At 42.8% G+C, this 16,445-nt stretch carries 10 protein-coding genes; 5 read left to right on the top strand and 5 right to left on the bottom strand.

What is annotated here, in order from left to right; genetic code table 11:
- Positions 1-488: 488 nt before the first annotated feature.
- On the top strand, positions 489-1,940 hold the full coding sequence (gene panF, locus L2729_RS18015; protein ID WP_248989500.1) for a sodium/pantothenate symporter: 1,452 nt from the start codon (positions 489-491) through the stop codon (positions 1,938-1,940).
- 192 nt (positions 1,941-2,132) lie between these two features.
- Complete coding sequence (gene yfcC, locus L2729_RS18010) at positions 2,133-3,611, top strand: putative basic amino acid antiporter YfcC (protein WP_248989533.1); 1,479 nt, start codon at positions 2,133-2,135, stop codon at positions 3,609-3,611.
- A gap of 154 nt (positions 3,612-3,765) precedes the next feature.
- Here the strand turns inward: yfcC and L2729_RS18005 are convergent, their stop codons facing one another.
- The 3 genes from L2729_RS18005 to L2729_RS17995 form a co-directional block, all read right to left on the bottom strand.
- Positions 3,766-6,474: a TonB-dependent receptor plug domain-containing protein gene (locus tag L2729_RS18005; RefSeq protein ID WP_248989499.1), complete on the bottom strand. Its 2,709-nt coding sequence runs from the start codon at positions 6,472-6,474 to the stop codon at positions 3,766-3,768.
- A 543-nt stretch (positions 6,475-7,017) separates the two neighbouring features.
- Positions 7,018-8,004, bottom strand: a complete 987-nt coding sequence (locus L2729_RS18000) for a TDT family transporter (RefSeq protein ID WP_248989498.1) — start codon at positions 8,002-8,004, stop codon at positions 7,018-7,020.
- 119 nt (positions 8,005-8,123) lie between these two features.
- Positions 8,124-9,197, bottom strand: coding sequence for a methyltransferase (locus L2729_RS17995; protein ID WP_248989497.1), 1,074 nt, complete (start codon positions 9,195-9,197; stop codon positions 8,124-8,126).
- 173 nt (positions 9,198-9,370) lie between these two features.
- Between L2729_RS17995 and L2729_RS17990 the strand changes: the two genes are divergently transcribed.
- Positions 9,371-10,048: a TetR/AcrR family transcriptional regulator gene (locus L2729_RS17990; protein ID WP_248989496.1), complete on the top strand. Its 678-nt coding sequence runs from the start codon at positions 9,371-9,373 to the stop codon at positions 10,046-10,048.
- Positions 10,049-10,078: 30 nt separating this feature from the next.
- Here L2729_RS17990 and cysK read toward each other — a convergent pair whose 3' ends face one another.
- Positions 10,079-11,047 carry a cysteine synthase A gene (gene cysK, locus L2729_RS17985; RefSeq protein WP_248989495.1) on the bottom strand — a complete coding sequence of 323 codons (969 nt, stop codon included), beginning with the start codon at positions 11,045-11,047 and terminating at the stop codon, positions 10,079-10,081.
- Between the two features lie 220 nt (positions 11,048-11,267).
- Here cysK and L2729_RS17980 point away from each other — a divergent pair, with 220 nt between their 5' ends.
- The gene (locus L2729_RS17980) at positions 11,268-12,419 is read left to right on the top strand and encodes an RDD family protein (RefSeq protein WP_248989494.1); all 1,152 of its coding nucleotides are present in this window, start codon (positions 11,268-11,270) and stop codon (positions 12,417-12,419) included.
- A 176-nt stretch (positions 12,420-12,595) separates the two neighbouring features.
- On the top strand, positions 12,596-13,837 hold the full coding sequence (locus L2729_RS17975) for a GGDEF domain-containing response regulator (RefSeq protein ID WP_248989532.1): 1,242 nt from the start codon (positions 12,596-12,598) through the stop codon (positions 13,835-13,837).
- Between the two features lie 97 nt (positions 13,838-13,934).
- On the opposite strand, the gene L2729_RS17970 is transcribed toward L2729_RS17975, so the two are convergent.
- Positions 13,935-16,274, bottom strand: coding sequence for a carbohydrate binding family 9 domain-containing protein (locus tag L2729_RS17970; RefSeq protein WP_248989493.1), 2,340 nt, complete (start codon positions 16,272-16,274; stop codon positions 13,935-13,937).
- Positions 16,275-16,445 lie beyond the last annotated feature (171 nt).

The raw sequence follows: 16,445 nt of genomic DNA, 5'->3' as shown, positions 1-16,445 counted from the left end.
AGTACCATTTGATTAAATGTCTCTGTGTTTACTGCTTTTCAAGGTGAGCACTGAGATGGAGAAATAGCCAGTGTCCTGCCTGTTACTATGAAAGCTTCAACGGCAAATCAGTAAGTTACCTTATGTAGCCAATAGTGGCGTTTTTTGCAGCGTGTAAAGTAACGGTTTAAACATTTATCAAGATATGAGTTAAGTAACGGGTTACTCTGGCTGGTGCCGATTGTAAATATTGATTAGAATCGGCCATCGCACACTTTAGTGTCGTCATCCCGCTTCTTATATTTAACTCAGGCTGTGTGCTTTCATGAGATCGTTATCAACCACTGCATTGCTATTAACCCTTGGTTATTTTGTTTTATGGTGCCTAGGGCCTTTGTTACTCACAGAGTATGGCTACTGGTACGGCTTACCTATTTGGTTCTGGTTTTCCTGCATTTTGGCGCCACTGATGCTCATCATTTTTTTGGTGAGAACGCTAGGGAAAACCAATGACTAGTTTATTTCCCGTTTTGCTTTACTTAGTACTGAGCCTGTTAGTGACACGCTTTTGGAGTGCTCGTCAGTCACGTAGAACTGATGAGGACAGTGGACTCTATACTGATAAGGCAAAGCGATTTTTTATCGGCGGTGCATTTCTCAGTGGACCATTACTCGCATTAACGTTAGTGGCCACTTATACCAGTGCGAGTTCATTTATCGGCGGTTCTGGCGCTGCTTATAAATATGGACTTGGTTGGGTGTGGTTAGCCCTTATCCAAGTGCCTGTCGCACTATTAACCTTAGGCGTGCTGGGCAGTCGATTTTTGGCGATGAGGCGACATCAACACGTGACCCTTATTGAGTGGCTGGATGCTCGTTTTCAAAACCCTTATCTAAGTACTTTTGCAATGGTCAGCTTAGTGGTTGGTTTTATTGCCATGATTTCGGTACAGTTTATCGGTGGGGCTCGGTTACTCTCTGGCGTTACGGGCATAAGCTATGAGCTTGGCTTAGCAATTTTCGTTTGTACGGTATTGGCTTATACCTTGACCGGGGGCTTTAGGGCAGTGGTATTAACCGATGCCTTGCAAGGTATTGTCATGTTGTTAGGGCTGTTTATCCTGTTGCTGGTGATATTGTCGCAGCCACAACTACCGGAAAAAATGCAGCTACTCGCTCAACAAACTCCAGCGTTGTTTAGTCCTCACAGTATCGATGACTTTTTATCTTGGCCAATGATGTTGTCGTTTTGGTTGTTGATCTGTTTTGGCACCATGGGCTTGCCGCATACCGTTGTACGATTGTTGGCGGTAAAAGATAAAGCCTCATTAAAAACGGGGATCATTTGGGGTACCATCATTTGCTTCTTTATGACGTTAATTCCACATTTATGTGGCGTGCTTGGCCGGGCTTTATTTCCAGATTTGAGCGTGCCAGACAATATTATGCCAACACTCATGTCAGGTTTGTTGCCGCCATTAATCGCGGGCACATTACTGGCAGCGCCTATTGCGGCAGTGATGTCGTCGGTTGACTCGATGTTACTGCAATCAGCGACCAGTATCGTTCGAGATGGAATGGTTAAAGTGATGCCAAATCTATCAGCGACAAAGCAAGTCTGGTTGACTCGCTTGGTGATGCTGTTAATTACCCTCAGTGCATGTTACTGGGCATTGAGCCCACCCGATATGATTGTTTGGATTAACTTGGCGGCCTTTGGCGCCTTGCAAGCGGTATTCTTGTGGCCGATTATCGCAGGGCTTTATTGGCCTTCGATTACCGGAAGTAGTGCGCTGGCTGCCATGGTGAGTGGCATGCTGAGTTATCTGTTATTACAAACCCAAACACCTTTGCTTTATCAGATCCACCCAATTGTACCTGCGTTATTATGTTCACTGATTTTCATGTTAACGGTACAACAACTCACATGCTATTTTGCGCGAAGGCATTCGGTTGCATGATAATACAAGTCAATTGCCGCTTACGGTGTGGATGATGCATAGATAAAGGCTCTACATTGGTTTATATTTGCAGCCAAATAACAATAATATGGCCGTAAAATGAATCAAGCTCCTCCCTCGAACGAACAGACACCCGCGCTCGCATCAGCCCATGCTAACAATAGTGTTGATGTGCAGAGCAATACTTGGCAGATGCCAGACACGCTAGTCATCATTTTCTTTGTCGCACTGGCCGCGGCATTAATGACCTACTTTATCCCCGTTGGTTCGTTTGAAACACAAGAGGTTAGTTACGTCATTGATGGCGTTGAGAAGAGTCGCAGCGTTATCGACCCCAGCTCATTTTCCTATGAAAAAGATGCCAATGGTGACCCTATACTCAACCCTGTGAGCTTATTTGAAGGGGGAGGAGGCGCAGGTTTTTTTAATTTTGCATTTGAAGGTCTAGTCTCAGGTTCCAAATGGGGTAGCGCGATTGGCGTCATCATGTTCATGTTAGTTATCGGTGGTGCTTTCGGCATTGTGATGGCAACCGGCACGATTGATAACGGCATATTGAAGTTGATCGACAAAACCCGCGGCAATGAAACCCTGTTCATTCCAGTGATATTCATCTTGTTCTCTTTAGGCGGCGCCGTTTTTGGAATGGGGGAGGAGGCGATAGCGTTCGCAATCATTATTTGCCCATTAATGATAAGGCTTGGCTATGACGGAATTACCACCGTGATGGTGACGTATGTGGCGACCCAAATAGGCTTTGCCAGTTCCTGGATGAACCCTTTTAGCGTTGCGATTGCACAAGGTATCGCGGACGTACCTGTGCTGTCGGGCTCAAGCATGCGAGTGGTGATGTGGCTCGGGTTTACATTAATGGGCTTGGTTTTCACTATGCGTTATGCCGCTAAAGTCAAAGCGAAACCAGCGTTTTCTTACAGTTACACCAGTGACCAATACTTTCGTGATAATGCGAGCGAGTCTAAGCTTGATAGCCGCTTTAACGTAGGCGATATATTGGTGCTATTCACGATTGTGGCGACGATTGCGTGGATAATCTGGGGCGTGATTGCCAATGCGTGGTTTATTCCTGAGATCGCCAGTCAGTTTTTTACGATGGGGATCATCGTTGGGATCATTGGCGTGGTGTTTAAACTCAACAATATGAGCGTTAATAAGGTTGCGGCTAGCTTTAAACAAGGCGCAGCGACTATGTTGGAGCCCGCGGTATTAGTTGGTTGCGCGTCAGGGATATTACTGTTGTTAGGCGGCAGTAATGCCGCTAATCCAAGTGTGTTGAACACCATTTTGAGTGTGTCAGGTGAGTTTATTGGTCACTTGCCCAGTGTTATGTCAGCGTGGTTTATGTTGGTGTTTCAATCGGTGTTTAACTTCTTTGTGACCTCTGGTTCAGGTCAAGCTGCTCTAACAATGCCATTGATGGCCCCTTTAGCTGATATTGTTGGGGTTACGCGGCAAGTGGCCGTACTCGCCTTTCAGTTAGGTGATGGCTTTACCAATGTATTGGTGCCGACGTCAGCATCCTTGATGGCCACTTTAGGTGTGTGCCGAGTCGATTGGGGGCAGTGGCTTAAATTTATTTGGCGCTTCATGGTCGCACTGTTTTGTGTATCTAGCGTGATTGTTATAGCGGCTCATTACTTAGGGTTTAGTTAAATCCAGATAAAGCGTCAGTGCAGGTAACGCAGCAATGTTTATAAACGCATTGAATGCAGTGTGAACGTTTTAACTGATATAAAAAATGGCATCCGAGGATGCCATTTTTATGTCTAAATAAGCGTTAAATAATAACGCTTAATTTCTACATTATTTAGAACGTGATTTCACCTTCAACAAACCATTCACGTCCACGTGCGTTGTAAACGCTACGTGGGTAATGTGGCCATGAAGTGTTTGTTGGGTCAAAGTTAGGACCAGCATCAAACATATTAACTAGACCGGTAGATACTTTGATGTTGTCAGTAAAGTTATAACCAGCAGTTAAGTTCCACTTAGTTAGAGAAGCAACTTCATAATCGCTCTCTTCCCCGTCACCTGATTCAGCAAAAGACTTATAAGCTGTACCATGCATACGTGCAGTGTGATAAGCGCCTAAAGTCGTTTCAAAGTCTTCTAGGAAGTAACCCAGTACTAGGTTCGCACGGTACTGAGGTAAACCACCATTGTAGATATCATCATCAATGTCAGCAGTAGGATCTAATTGCCCTTCTGAAACAAGAATATATGTACCATTGAAATTTAGCTTGAACTCACCAATCGCTTCAAGATCCCAGCCGTAACCTGCGGTAACATCAAGACCGCGTACTTTCTGGTATGCAAGGTTTTGTGCAACTGAGTTGATGTGTGTGATAGTGCCATCCGCATCACGAGTGATCATATCTTCATATAAATCATACTCACGTGCAGCTTTTGAAGCACTGATGTCACTCACCATGTCATCAAGTTTCCACTCCCATAAGTCAATAGAAGCGTTTAGCGAATCGCCGCCCCATACTGCACCAATGTTAGCTGTGTAACCCGTTTCTGCTTCTAGGTCTTTGTTTGCACCAGTTGTACTATCGATATGTAGTTCGTTACAAACCTCATTGATAGTAGGGTTTGAGCTTGTCTCACCAGGTGTTCCACCCATAGCAGCACACTGCTTGAAGTCGATAACTTGGGTAAAGCCTTGAGTTGGGTCACCGTATACACGGTGCATATCAGGAGCTCGGAATACGCTGCTGATAGAACCACGAACAAGTAATTCATCAAGTGGACGATATTCAACAGTAACTTGTGGAGATAAGTTGCCGCCAACATCGCTGTAATCATCGTAACGTAGAGCAACGTCAATGGTTAGCTGCTCTAACACAGGAATGCTCATTTCTGCATAAGTAGCCCAGAAATCACGCTCACCTTTACCTGATGAACCACCCGTAGTTAAGATATTTCCTTTCTTAGATTCTGAATCAGAATCTGTTTGGTAATCTTGTTCTGTATATTCTGCACCGAATGCGAACATAACATCACCTGCAGGCAATTCAAACGCCAGACCCGTAATGTTTGCTTGGATATTTTTCTGTGTTGATTGAGCATTTTCAAATGGCGTATAAGACGCTGCATCTACATCTGCATCAGACATGTTATTTAGCAGTGAATTACCTTGTTTACCATTTTCACCCTCTGCTGTAATGTAATCAAACATGCCTGCAATGGTTGCATAGCCACTGCGGAATACATCAACGTTTGTGCGGCCATAGTTTACTGAAGCCTCCCAGCTATACTCGTCAGCAATTAGACCTTCAAGACCAGCGCTAAAGAAGTAGTTACGAGTATTCGTTTCGCCAGTACGGTTGCCAAACTCATGTAAACGACGAACGTAGTAGTAATCGCCATCGGTAGCATTAGCAAAATCACCACCTAGAGCAGTAGATTTACCGTCTGTGAATGTTTTGCTTAACCCACCAGCACCAGACACTGTTACATCATTACCTGCGACTTTAATGTCGTAGTCATTGATAGCCATTGGCTCAATGTTTGTGGATGATTTAGCTTGAGAGACATCTAGACGACCTAAGAAAGTGATATCTTCGGCTAACTCATAGTTGAAGTTAGTTGTGCTGATGAATCGATAGCTTTCAGGCTCAAGATCACGTTGCTTTGAGCGGTCATAACCACAAATGCTACGCGCTGAATCCCAGAAGAAACCGCCAGCAGTACACTCTTCAGCTGATAGCTGACGCGCGCCTTCAGCACCCTTACTTGAACCTGCAATGCGTGCTCCATACGAGCTATATTGCGAGAATGCACTGTGAGGTACTTTATCAGTATTTAGACCAAAATTTTCACGGTCAGTTGCTCTTAGTACTTCGTTGTTGGTGTATTCAATAAAGGTTGACACATTACCTTTATCTGAAGATGAACCGATAGAGAATGCGATTCTATCGTTCATTCCGCCACCATTAGTGGTATCACCATGACGATACTTAAGCGCGGCACCGTCAAAATCTTTTTTCAGGATGATGTTGATTACACCACCAACAGCGTCAGCGCCGTAAATTGCTGAACCACCAGATTGTAGTACTTCAATTCTTGCAACTGCTTCCATTGGAAGGTTTGCGGTATCAACGAAGTTATCCGTTCCGCCAGCAGGTTTTGGGTACTGGTTAAGGCGTTTGCCATCGATAAGCGTTAGTGTGCGGTTAGCACCAGCATTACGAAGACTGATAGAAGATGCTGCAGGAGTAAAACCGTGAACTGATTGGGTTGTCATTGCACCCGTTGTAGATGTCAGGCTTTGTAATGCGTCTTGAATACTTGTAAAGCCTTGCTTTGCCATGTCATCAGCACTTAGCACTGTAACGGGTGTCGCTGTTTCCATATCAGTACGCTTGATACGAGAACCGGTAACTTGAATACGTTCAACATTTTCTGCACTTTCAGCTTCGGCCGCAAGAACAACTGGCGAGCTAAGCGCTGCTGCTGCACCACTTACTAACGCAAAGCGAACTGCTTTGGCCAATCTTGAATTAACTTGCATATCATTACTCCCTGGAAACTTATAATAATTATTTGTTTTGTTTTGTTTTAATTAGAAATATCTTTTTAAGGTGTTTCAAATGTAAATGAAAATATATTTCTCAGCGGAATAGAACCATAATTAATTAACCGTGGCAACAATCTAGTTACAGGTGTTTGCTTTTGTCCTTAGTGTTATTAGTATTATTTTATTATCAACTCAGCATCATTTTATTTACATTTGAGGGTGTGGGGCAATAACCGTCAAGTTGTTTGGCTGATTATTAATCGGTAATAGGTTTTAATGTTGTTTAATTGTTAGTTCGGCGTTGTTTTTTGTATTGGAGGTTGGTGAGGGCAATTAACGACTGGGTAACATGAGAGGTTTGGAATATTTTTTAAATAAGGAATAAATAACGAAAAGCGTGACTTAAGTCACGCTTGGTTTGCAGTGTTAAAGCCTGCTTTGTTGCGTTGCTGTGATGCTTGTAGAGGATGTCTCAGCTTTATTTTGCGCAGTAATGGTCACATCTTCAATGTAACTATAGCTTTTTCTCTTGCTGTACTAAGCAGCGTTCCCCTTGAATATATTTGACTTGTAGTGACTTAAATACCTTATTGCTACGTAAGTCACAATGATGGTTGCCACTATTAATTCAAACTTAGCTGTTAATAGTAAGTTAATAGAAAGGCTATTCTCACCATAAGTCGTCATTATCCAAGTCACAGTTTTGAATAAAGCCGTTGCACCAATAACCAGTGGGAATGTGAATGCAGCGTAACCTGGGCTAAAAGGCAGCTTTAATAGGTTAAAGAAGGCAAGGTAAATAATACTGGTCATTAATAATGCTAGAGTCAGTAATACGCCAACAATAACGATTGATGGATGCTCTGATATAGTGAGGTAACCTGCTAAAGACAGACTTGCTGGTGCAGCCATAATGGCAATTGTTGGTTTTGCTGCATCAGGGATCGGTTCACAGAAAATAAGTCTGTAAAGCATAATGGGCAACATGACGAGGTAACTTAGCATCCCAAAGTTAAGAATCGCGTTGGCAATCCAATGGTTTTGAACCTGAAATAGTTCACCTTGTGGAAAAGATACTGCTGCCACAATCATTCCAATGGGGGGGACAAACCAACTTGGCACCATGTGACTAAGTTTAAAATCGACCGCTCTGTTGTAGATAAACATAAACAGAAAAATGATATGAATAGCTATAGCTGCAATCCATAATATTAAAGCGAGTTTCTGGCTATAGTGTCCAATAGCGGCAGATACGACCATTAGGCCCATGGCAAAGGTGGGGATTACGCTACCAATGACTGGGTGAGATAACTCAGCGATGAGCACTTTTGGGTGCAGAGCAAACTTGGCAACCAACATCAGTAAAAGAATAGCAGCAATCAATGCACCAATAATTTGTGCATTGCCACCAATACTTGGTGACATACTTTCCCAAGACCAGCCGAGACTGGCAATTGCTAAAGCCAGTCCCGCCATGGGGCTAGGTAAGCGAGCTACTCTTTGTTTTAGTCTGTTATCTGTCATTATGTTTCTCCAAAATACAATCTCTATGCATGTATTTTAGAATTAACTGACGATAATAAAAATTGAAGTTAACTTAATCATAGGTTCAACTTATTTTAATGTTGGTTTGAGTAACGATATTAGGGCTTTAGCTTACAGCGCAACAACGTATGTCCTAGGCCGATACTGTCTATATCTTCGTCTACAAAAAGACCGGCTTGGCTGATAAGCTTTAACAAGGTTTTACTGTGGTACATACGACTATTACCGTTGGCAATAGCGGTAAAGTAGAGGGATGTTGCATTGACACAAAAGGCACCAGCTTCGAACGGTTGGCGATCCCAGAATGTCTCCAAAATACACAGTTCACTATTTTGGTGCATAACCGATACCGTTCGTTTTAAAATACTGAGGATCTCAGTTTCGGAAAAGCAATCTAAAAATTGACTCATCCAATAGAGATCGCCATTTTCACAAAATGGATTGCTTTCATCGAGCAGATCAGTGCTATAGGCTTCAACACGCGTTTCGACACCGGCAATGCGGACATTTTCCATTGCCACGTCTAATTGGCCTGGCAGATCCATTATGGTGACTTTTACAAGGCTGTTATAGTCAGTGCAAGCCAAGGCCCATTTACCAGTATTACCACCCACATCGACGATATGCTTTGGATTTTCTTTAAAAATTAACGGTAATAAAGAATCAAAGGCGTGGTCCGAATAGTAATGATCAAACTCAAACCAACTCTTTTTTATGTCATTGGGTAATTGACTTAAACCAGGATAAATAGTCTGCCAATCTCCCAGCGAAGTTAATCCTTTAGGTTTACCCTCTAGTAGTGAAGCTTCCAACTCAAAAAGGCCTTGATAGCAGACATCATGGGTAAAGTTTAAGTTAGTTTTTGCCATGTCATCATGCAGTAAAAAATGACCAATCTTGTCGAGTACATAGAGGCCATCGTTGAGGTATAGCAGTCCCATACTAAGCCCCATATCGATTAGTACTCCAACAGCATACTCGGACAACTTGGACTTTGTTGCTAAATCGGTTGTACTACAGCCTTTTACACCACTGTCAGAAATAATTTGTAATAGGTCAAATTTTAACAGGCAGCGCGCAACCTGAAAGCTAACGGGAGCAAAAGCTATTTTTTGCGCTTCAAACTTAGCGTCAAAAGCACTGATTAAACGAGGGGAACGGTAAAAAGGCATAAGGTAAACCTAACAAGGCTGCAACAGTATTAGTGGAGACGTATCTTACATGCTACAGTCTGAACATTGTTTGAACTGGATCTTGCTTCACGTTGATTTGGGAGATTAAATTGCCGTTAATCAAGAGTTGAGTCAATTAGAGCCATTTGTATCTTAGTGTAAGGGAAGAAACGATGCTGGTACCTTTGACCTATGTCGGTCGTCAAGCCAGTCGAAGTGATGGCCAGTCAAGGCGCATTGAGATTTTGGAGGCAACGTTAAGGTTAATCGTCACAGAGGGCGTTCGCGGTGTGCGTCACCGGGCTGTCGCGGCAGAAGCAGGGGTTCCTTTAGCATCAACCACCTATTACTTTAAAGACATTAAAGATTTGATTAGTGATGCACTCACTTTTTTTGCTGAAAAAACCTTGTGGATGAACAAGGCACTAGAAGAGCAAAGCTATGAGTTGCTCAATAACATGGCTCAAGTGAGTCAAAGCTTGTCTAAAGAGGCGTTACAGGCATTGATCGTTGAAAGTTTAGCTGAATTTTTATGTGGGCATATACGAGAGCAGCTAACGCATCCTGATGATCGTATTTTGGAGAATGCTTTTCATGAAGAAGCATTACGTAATCCACAACTTGCCACGTCGATTACCCTACTTGATGAAACGTTATTGCAAAGCATAAAGACATTTTTTAGTGCTTTGGGCTCTCAAACAGCTTACGAAGATGCACATCAAATTTTGGCTATTATTCGGTTACTTGAATATCAATTTTTACTCAGAAAAAGGGTAGATGAAGTGGTGCTGAAAAGTGTGGTGGAAACTATGGTTAGTCATATTGTTAGAGCAATAAAAAACCCAAGCTAGTGCTTGGGTTTTAGTCTGTAGGCTTATTGTTTACTGAAGGTTTTCAGCATCACTAAATTCGCCTTGGAACAGAGCTGAAGAAAGGTAACGCTCTGCAGCTGATGGTAGTATAACCACAATGTTCTTACCTTCAAATTCTGGTAATGCAGCAATGCGGTTCGCAGCAACTACAGCAGCACCTGATGAGATCCCAACTAAAATCCCTTCTTCTTGCATAAGACGATGCGCCATCTCAATCGAATCTTCATTAGAAACCGCTTCAACACGATCAATAAGGTCAAGATCTAAGTTACCTGGAATGAATCCAGCGCCGATACCTTGAATTTTGTGTGGTCCAGGTTGAATCGTTTGGCCCGCGAGTGTTTGCGCGATAACCGGTGAATCAATTGGCTCAACCGCTACAGAGGTAATTGCTTTGCCTTGGGTGTTCTTTATATAGCGGCTAATACCGGTAATTGTGCCACCCGTTCCCACGCCTGCGACAATGACATCAACTTCGCCGTCAGTATCATTCCAAATTTCAGGGCCGGTCGTTTTCTCGTGAATTTCCGGGTTTGCAGGGTTATTAAACTGCTGCAATAGTACGAATTTTTCAGGTGCCGACTGGCGAATTTCTTCTGCTTTGTCGATGGCGCCCTTCATTCCCTTAGCGCCCTCAGTCAGCACAACATTGGCACCTAATGCTTTAAGCAATTTACGACGCTCTAAACTCATGGTATTAGGCATGGTTAATGTCAGTTTATAACCTCTTGCAGCTGCAACGTAAGCAAGCGCAATACCGGTGTTACCCGATGTGGGTTCGATAAGCTCTTTTTCTTGGGTCAATATGCCTTTTTTCTCGGCATCCCAAATCATATTCGCGCCAATGCGGCACTTAATGCTAAAACTGGGGTTGCGTGCTTCAATCTTGGCAAGAACATTACCATTGCTAACACGGTTTAAACGGACTAGTGGGGTGTTACCAATTGTGTATGAATTATCTTCAAAAATTTTGCTCATGGGCTGCTTGCTCCTTAATATGCATGGGTAAAGCATAATCGTCTTTCGCCGCAATAGAAGTGATTGTTTGTTCTTCGTTATTCCTTTTTGTTATTAAAGCTAATGCTGTTATATGTATTCAATAGTATTTGTAACAAATTCAATTGTTAACCTAAAGTAACCGCAGTGTTACTATGAGCGCTTGCGCAGGTTATCTGCACCTTGTGACTGGAAAGTATAGATGAATAAATCAAACACAGATGAAGCGATAGATCCTAAGTCATTAGTCACTCCATACGCCTTTAAAATAGCCCCAGATGTACTTTACAAACCGTTAGCGAGCCCTTTAAAGCGTGTGTTAGCGATTACTGTCGATGGGTTGCTTGTTGCCGCTTTGGCCGAAAATGCGGGTTGGATCTTTGTATGTATCGTCGTGCTCACCGTCGTGATCCACAAAAGAAGCCGCACCATGGGTCGTGCCGTAAAGTGGGCTCTTTACGCTTTGATGTTAGTCGGAATGGTGCTTGCACTGCTAAACGATGAAGAGGAGAGTCGCAATCATTTACCACTAAGCAGTCAGATTGAAGTTACAGCGCTGCGATCGGAGGGCAGCTCTGAAACATTGCAGACCGTGTCGGAGTTAGCCAATTACTTACCAGAGATAATTTTTGCAAGTAATTGCCAAGATTACGAATGCGCTCAACAACGTTTAGTCGCTGTTAAAGATGCGTTAGCACATTCCAAACTTACGGCAATTGAGCAAACCCGAATATTACAAGAACTTATCAATGATCTGCCTTTATCTGAGCAAGAAAATGATGCATTGAATGCTCAGTTAATAAAAACGGGCATTAAAGAATTGCCGATAAAGAGTAATAATGTGTCTTCCACCGCTGAAACCTTCGCCGGAGACAGCGTAACAGATGCACCCGCGAAGGTTGATGAAGACGATTGGCTGGCAGAGGCTGATGTTAGTGATTCGGACAGCGCTGAAGATCCTCAATCAAGCCCATTAGCTTGGTTAATCGGTTCCCTTAATGATCTGGGGTTAGGCTTTGGTTGGGCTGCTTTTTACTTCACTGTGTTTACGGCTTGGTTTGATGGACAAACACTGGGCAAGAAACTATTGGGGATCAGCGTTATTCAGCTCGATGGTTCCAAAATTACCTTGTGGGCGGCCTTTGGGCGATATGGCGGTTATGCGGCTGGTTTTACTACGGGTTTATTAGGTTTCATCCAAATATTTTGGGATGCTAACAGACAAGCGATACAAGATAAGATTTCTGCCACCGTTGTTATTGATTTAAGAAAGATCCCACTTGAACATCCACAGGATAAAATAACGGTTAACCCCCTAAATGCGCCCACTCATGCAAAAGTTGTAGATAAGTAATATTATGTATACCGTTTCAGGCGAGTAAACGTTAAGCTGAATACGAAAATAGACAATATGTTGCGTATTACAGATGCAGTTTTCCCTTTCAATATGGAACTTAATGATTAAAGAGTCTTTTATAAAGGCCGATTAAGGGATGTAGAGAAGCTGTAAGGGATTAAAGGAGAGTGAAGTTGCGGATCTTAGTGGTTGAAGATAGCCAAGTTGTATCAAGGGTAATGCGTCATTTAATAACCCAAGAATTAGATTGTGTGGTCGATGTCGCTCCCGATATGGCGAGTGCTAAAAAGCTATTATTAGATAATGATTACTTTGTCGCGGTAACAGATCTCAATCTTCCAGACGCGCAAGACGGAGAGATAGTAAAGCTGGTGCTTGCACAGCAACTCCCTTGTATCGTATTAACGGGGAGCTGGAACCCTCAAGAACGTTCACGACTGTTGCAATTGGGTATCGTCGATTATGTGCTAAAAGAGAACCGCTTTAGCTATGAATATACGGCCAAATTGGTAAAACGTTTACAGCGTAACCAAAGCGTTAAAGTGCTGGTGGCAGACGATTCATTAGTGAGTCGTAAGTTTATTCGTAGTCTATTAGAGCAGCATCTGTTTCAGGTTATCGAAGCCGATGACGGTTTAGCCGCGCTCGATATTCTCAAAGATAACGCTGATATTAAACTGCTTATTACCGATTACAACATGCCTCGGTTAGATGGTTTCGGACTGATCATTAAAGTCAGAGAGCAGTTCAGTCGAGAAGATATGGCGATTATTGGTTTGTCGAGTGACAGTGATGAAAGTCTGTCGGCTCGATTTATTAAAAATGGTGCGAATGACTTCTTACAAAAGCCCTTTGTTCATGAAGAGTTCCATTGTCGGGTGCTCAACACACTCGATGCCTTAGACATGATGGCGAAACTTTGGGAACAAGCCAATTTAGATTATCTTACCAACGTATTTAATCGACGTTATTTCTTTAGTTTATATGAAGACAAGTTGCCTGCAATCGTTCGAAATCAAGGGATGCTGTCTTTAGGGTTAATGGATATCGACTTTTTCAAAAAAGTGAATGATACCTACGGCCATGATGTAGGTGATGAAGTACTTATCGAATTTGCGGCTCGATTAAAGCAGTCTTTTTCACAGCACTTTACCGTCGCTAGATTTGGCGGTGAAGAGTTTGTTATTGGTTTCAAAGGACTCAGTGTCGAGAAAGCATTTGCATTGTTAGACCGATTTAGAATGCAGCTGGAGAGCAAGCCGGTAACGACCAGCAAAGGAGACTTAACGATTACCGTCAGCACTGGTGTCGCAAGTTTTATCGTGGGTGAGAGCGTTGACGACATGCTACAACGCGCTGATGTCGCATTATATGAAGCCAAATCGAGTGGACGTAATTTGGTGTGTATAGCCTAACATTAACCAGGTGATTAAAATGATTAAGGGCTTAAACGGTTTTGTTTAAGCCCTTTTTATTGGCTGTTATATTATTTTTTTAAAGTGATTTAAAACCCTAGAGGATCCAGGCGTAACTCATTTTCATGAAATAGGTTTCTTCAGTTTTCATTAATGAGTCAATCGAATCGTTAGATTTTAAGCCATCAGAGTAGCCTAAATAAAATACGCTCTGTGGGTTAAGCTTGTAGCCATAAAGGATCTCGTTACCTAAGTCTTGCTGCACCTTATTCGGTGAGCTGTACAGGTAAAGGCTTGGATCTCTTTCAATATGGGTGTAAACACTAGAGAGTCGAATAAAGTTATGAATATCGATATACCAGCTCAATCTTAGGTCACTTAAATTGGCGGTGAACAAGCGTCCGTCATCCACATCCATGGTGCGGTAGACATGCGACACATCGAGTGCTATAGAATCAGTTACATTCCAACTAACGCCTGGATTAAGCAGGAACTTAGTCCCCAATTGGTCATTAGAAAAATCGATACTATCACCGTAATCAATATCCACTTCTAGAAACAATGTGCGAGTGGGTTTCATATTGGCGTAGAACCAGCCCATCGTTTCGTCAAACATCTGGCTGTTATTATTGACTGCTAGACTGGCGCTATCATGGCGCCTACCCACACGTTGACGATTCGTTAACCCAAACGCAGTGTAACTTTGCCATAACCCCTCAAATTCAAGCTTCCCTTCGGCTTCTTGTTCTAGTTTCTCACCCGCTTGATTATGGCTAATGTCCCAATCTCCACTGAGTCTAATTTTGTTGAAGCTGCTGTCTTGTGGATACCAGGTGTAGCCACCCCCAATGACTAATTTGCTAAAATCTACTTTTTCAATAAAGCCTAAGTCAGCTCTAAAGTCCTCAGACACTGACTGATACTGCGCTACAGTGTTCCAATTGCGGGTTTCATGTTCATACTTTGCTAAATACATATCACCATTAATGGCATCGGTACTATTTGTGCGTAAAACACGCTCATTAATACCGCAGTCATTTAAATCACAATCGGTTTCCGGTAAACAGTCGCTGTTACTGCATAAGGTTTGTGAAAACCCCTGTGGATATTGAGTATCAGAAACAACATATTGCCCGGTAAATGTATCCTGCTCTGTGGGCTGGTACTTAACGTCAGCGCTGGTGACATAGTTATGATAGTCATCACTGGTTTTAGCGGTGACTAAGGCGCCCATTGACAGCTCCTTACCGACGTCATAACGGTAACGACCAGCAAAGTTCTGACTTTTTTCATCAATAGTGGCGATATCAGAGCTTAAGTTGCCTGGTACCAGAAAATTAGTGGTGCTGTCGTTAGTCGCCAGTGTTGCAAAAGTATGGTCGCCGACTTTACTCGTGAGTTTGAGTCCATAATCGGGCGAGACAATATTGCGGGTATGCAGCAGGTTTAATTGCGTATCAAAGTAATCTTTATTATCGAGAAAAAAGGCGCGTTTCTCTGGATAAAATAGCGCAAAAGTGCTGTTAATATCGAGCTGACCAGCATCCGCTTCTACTTGGGAAAAATCAGGATTTATGGTTGCACTTAATAAGGTACTTGGGGTTATCCCCCAGCGTATATCCAGACTGGGTTCAACGTTGTTTTCACTATTCCAATCACTGTTTAATGCATGTGGACGCTGGCTATTTCGATTAAAAACGACGGACGGAGTGATCTGTAAATCGTTGCCTTGCTCTAGATTAGACATGCCGCTCATCACCCCTAATTGGCATAACTGACAACTGTTGTTTCTGTCTATAGCGTGGCTTGATATCCTATGCTGCTCATTTCGTGGGTAAAATCTAACCAGTTCGACGCCCCACTTTTTCTGGTCGGCATTATCAAAGTTGAGTACTCTAAAGGGCAGTTGTATTTCGACTTGATACCCAGTTGCGGTACGTTTCGACGCGGCGTACCAAATACCATCCCATGCATCACTTTCTGATCCAGTAAGCTCATTTTCAATCGAGTCCATTTGTACGCCGTACGCGTTGACAAAGAACTGATAAGCCAATCGAGCATCATTAAAAGTATCGAGCTTTATACCCACTAAATCATCACCCCAAACACTGTCACGATCACTCAAATTAGCTCTGATCTGAGAGGGGTTGGAGTCATAGGCAGTAAATGCTAGAAATAGGCTGGTATCCGTTGAGTAGAGCTTAACCTCAGTTTTTACGGGGGCGGTAATATTTTCCCCTGGACTGGTTTCGATTGTTATTTGAGTCGACACAGCATTTTTCCACTGTGGCTCATTAAATTCACCATCAACCTCAATGTTACCAGCGAGTGATGGAATTTGAATATTGAATTGACTTTCTTGTCCGGCGTTTGCCTTCAAGGAGCAGGTCGAGACAGCGATAATCAGTGACGTCGCGAAAATAGTGGCTTTATTCATTTGTTTTTATTATTGAAAGCTAGGCATTTAGGTGTGTGAATTGTAAAGGAAGTGTGTGTTAAAAAGGTAGGCTATTTGTTACAAATGTTGTCTGAGGGGAGGCAGTTGCTAACGCTAGAGTAAACAACCGTTAAGCCATGAATAAACCTGGTTTAACGGCGTTAATCGGAT

Origin of the sequence: Shewanella gelidimarina (assembly GCF_023283945.1) — a bacterium.
Taxonomy (GTDB): Bacteria; Pseudomonadota; Gammaproteobacteria; order Enterobacterales; family Shewanellaceae; genus Shewanella; species Shewanella gelidimarina.
Note: the sequence above shows the minus strand (reverse complement) of the source record. Positions and strands in the feature narration are given on the sequence as shown.

Excerpts from the sequence above, each read along its gene's own strand:
- panF (WP_248989500.1), top strand. The coding sequence starts at position 489 with ATGACTAGTTTATTTCCCGTTTTGCTTTACTTAGTACTGAGCCTGTTA.
- yfcC (WP_248989533.1), top strand. The coding sequence starts at position 2,133 with ATGCCAGACACGCTAGTCATCATTTTCTTTGTCGCACTGGCCGCGGCA.
- L2729_RS18005 (WP_248989499.1), bottom strand. The coding sequence starts at position 6,474 with ATGCAAGTTAATTCAAGATTGGCCAAAGCAGTTCGCTTTGCGTTAGTA.
- L2729_RS18000 (WP_248989498.1), bottom strand. The coding sequence starts at position 8,004 with ATGACAGATAACAGACTAAAACAAAGAGTAGCTCGCTTACCTAGCCCC.
- L2729_RS17995 (WP_248989497.1), bottom strand. The coding sequence starts at position 9,197 with ATGCCTTTTTACCGTTCCCCTCGTTTAATCAGTGCTTTTGACGCTAAG.
- L2729_RS17990 (WP_248989496.1), top strand. The coding sequence starts at position 9,371 with ATGCTGGTACCTTTGACCTATGTCGGTCGTCAAGCCAGTCGAAGTGAT.
- cysK (WP_248989495.1), bottom strand. The coding sequence starts at position 11,047 with ATGAGCAAAATTTTTGAAGATAATTCATACACAATTGGTAACACCCCA.
- L2729_RS17980 (WP_248989494.1), top strand. The coding sequence starts at position 11,268 with ATGAATAAATCAAACACAGATGAAGCGATAGATCCTAAGTCATTAGTC.
- L2729_RS17970 (WP_248989493.1), bottom strand. The coding sequence starts at position 16,274 with ATGAATAAAGCCACTATTTTCGCGACGTCACTGATTATCGCTGTCTCG.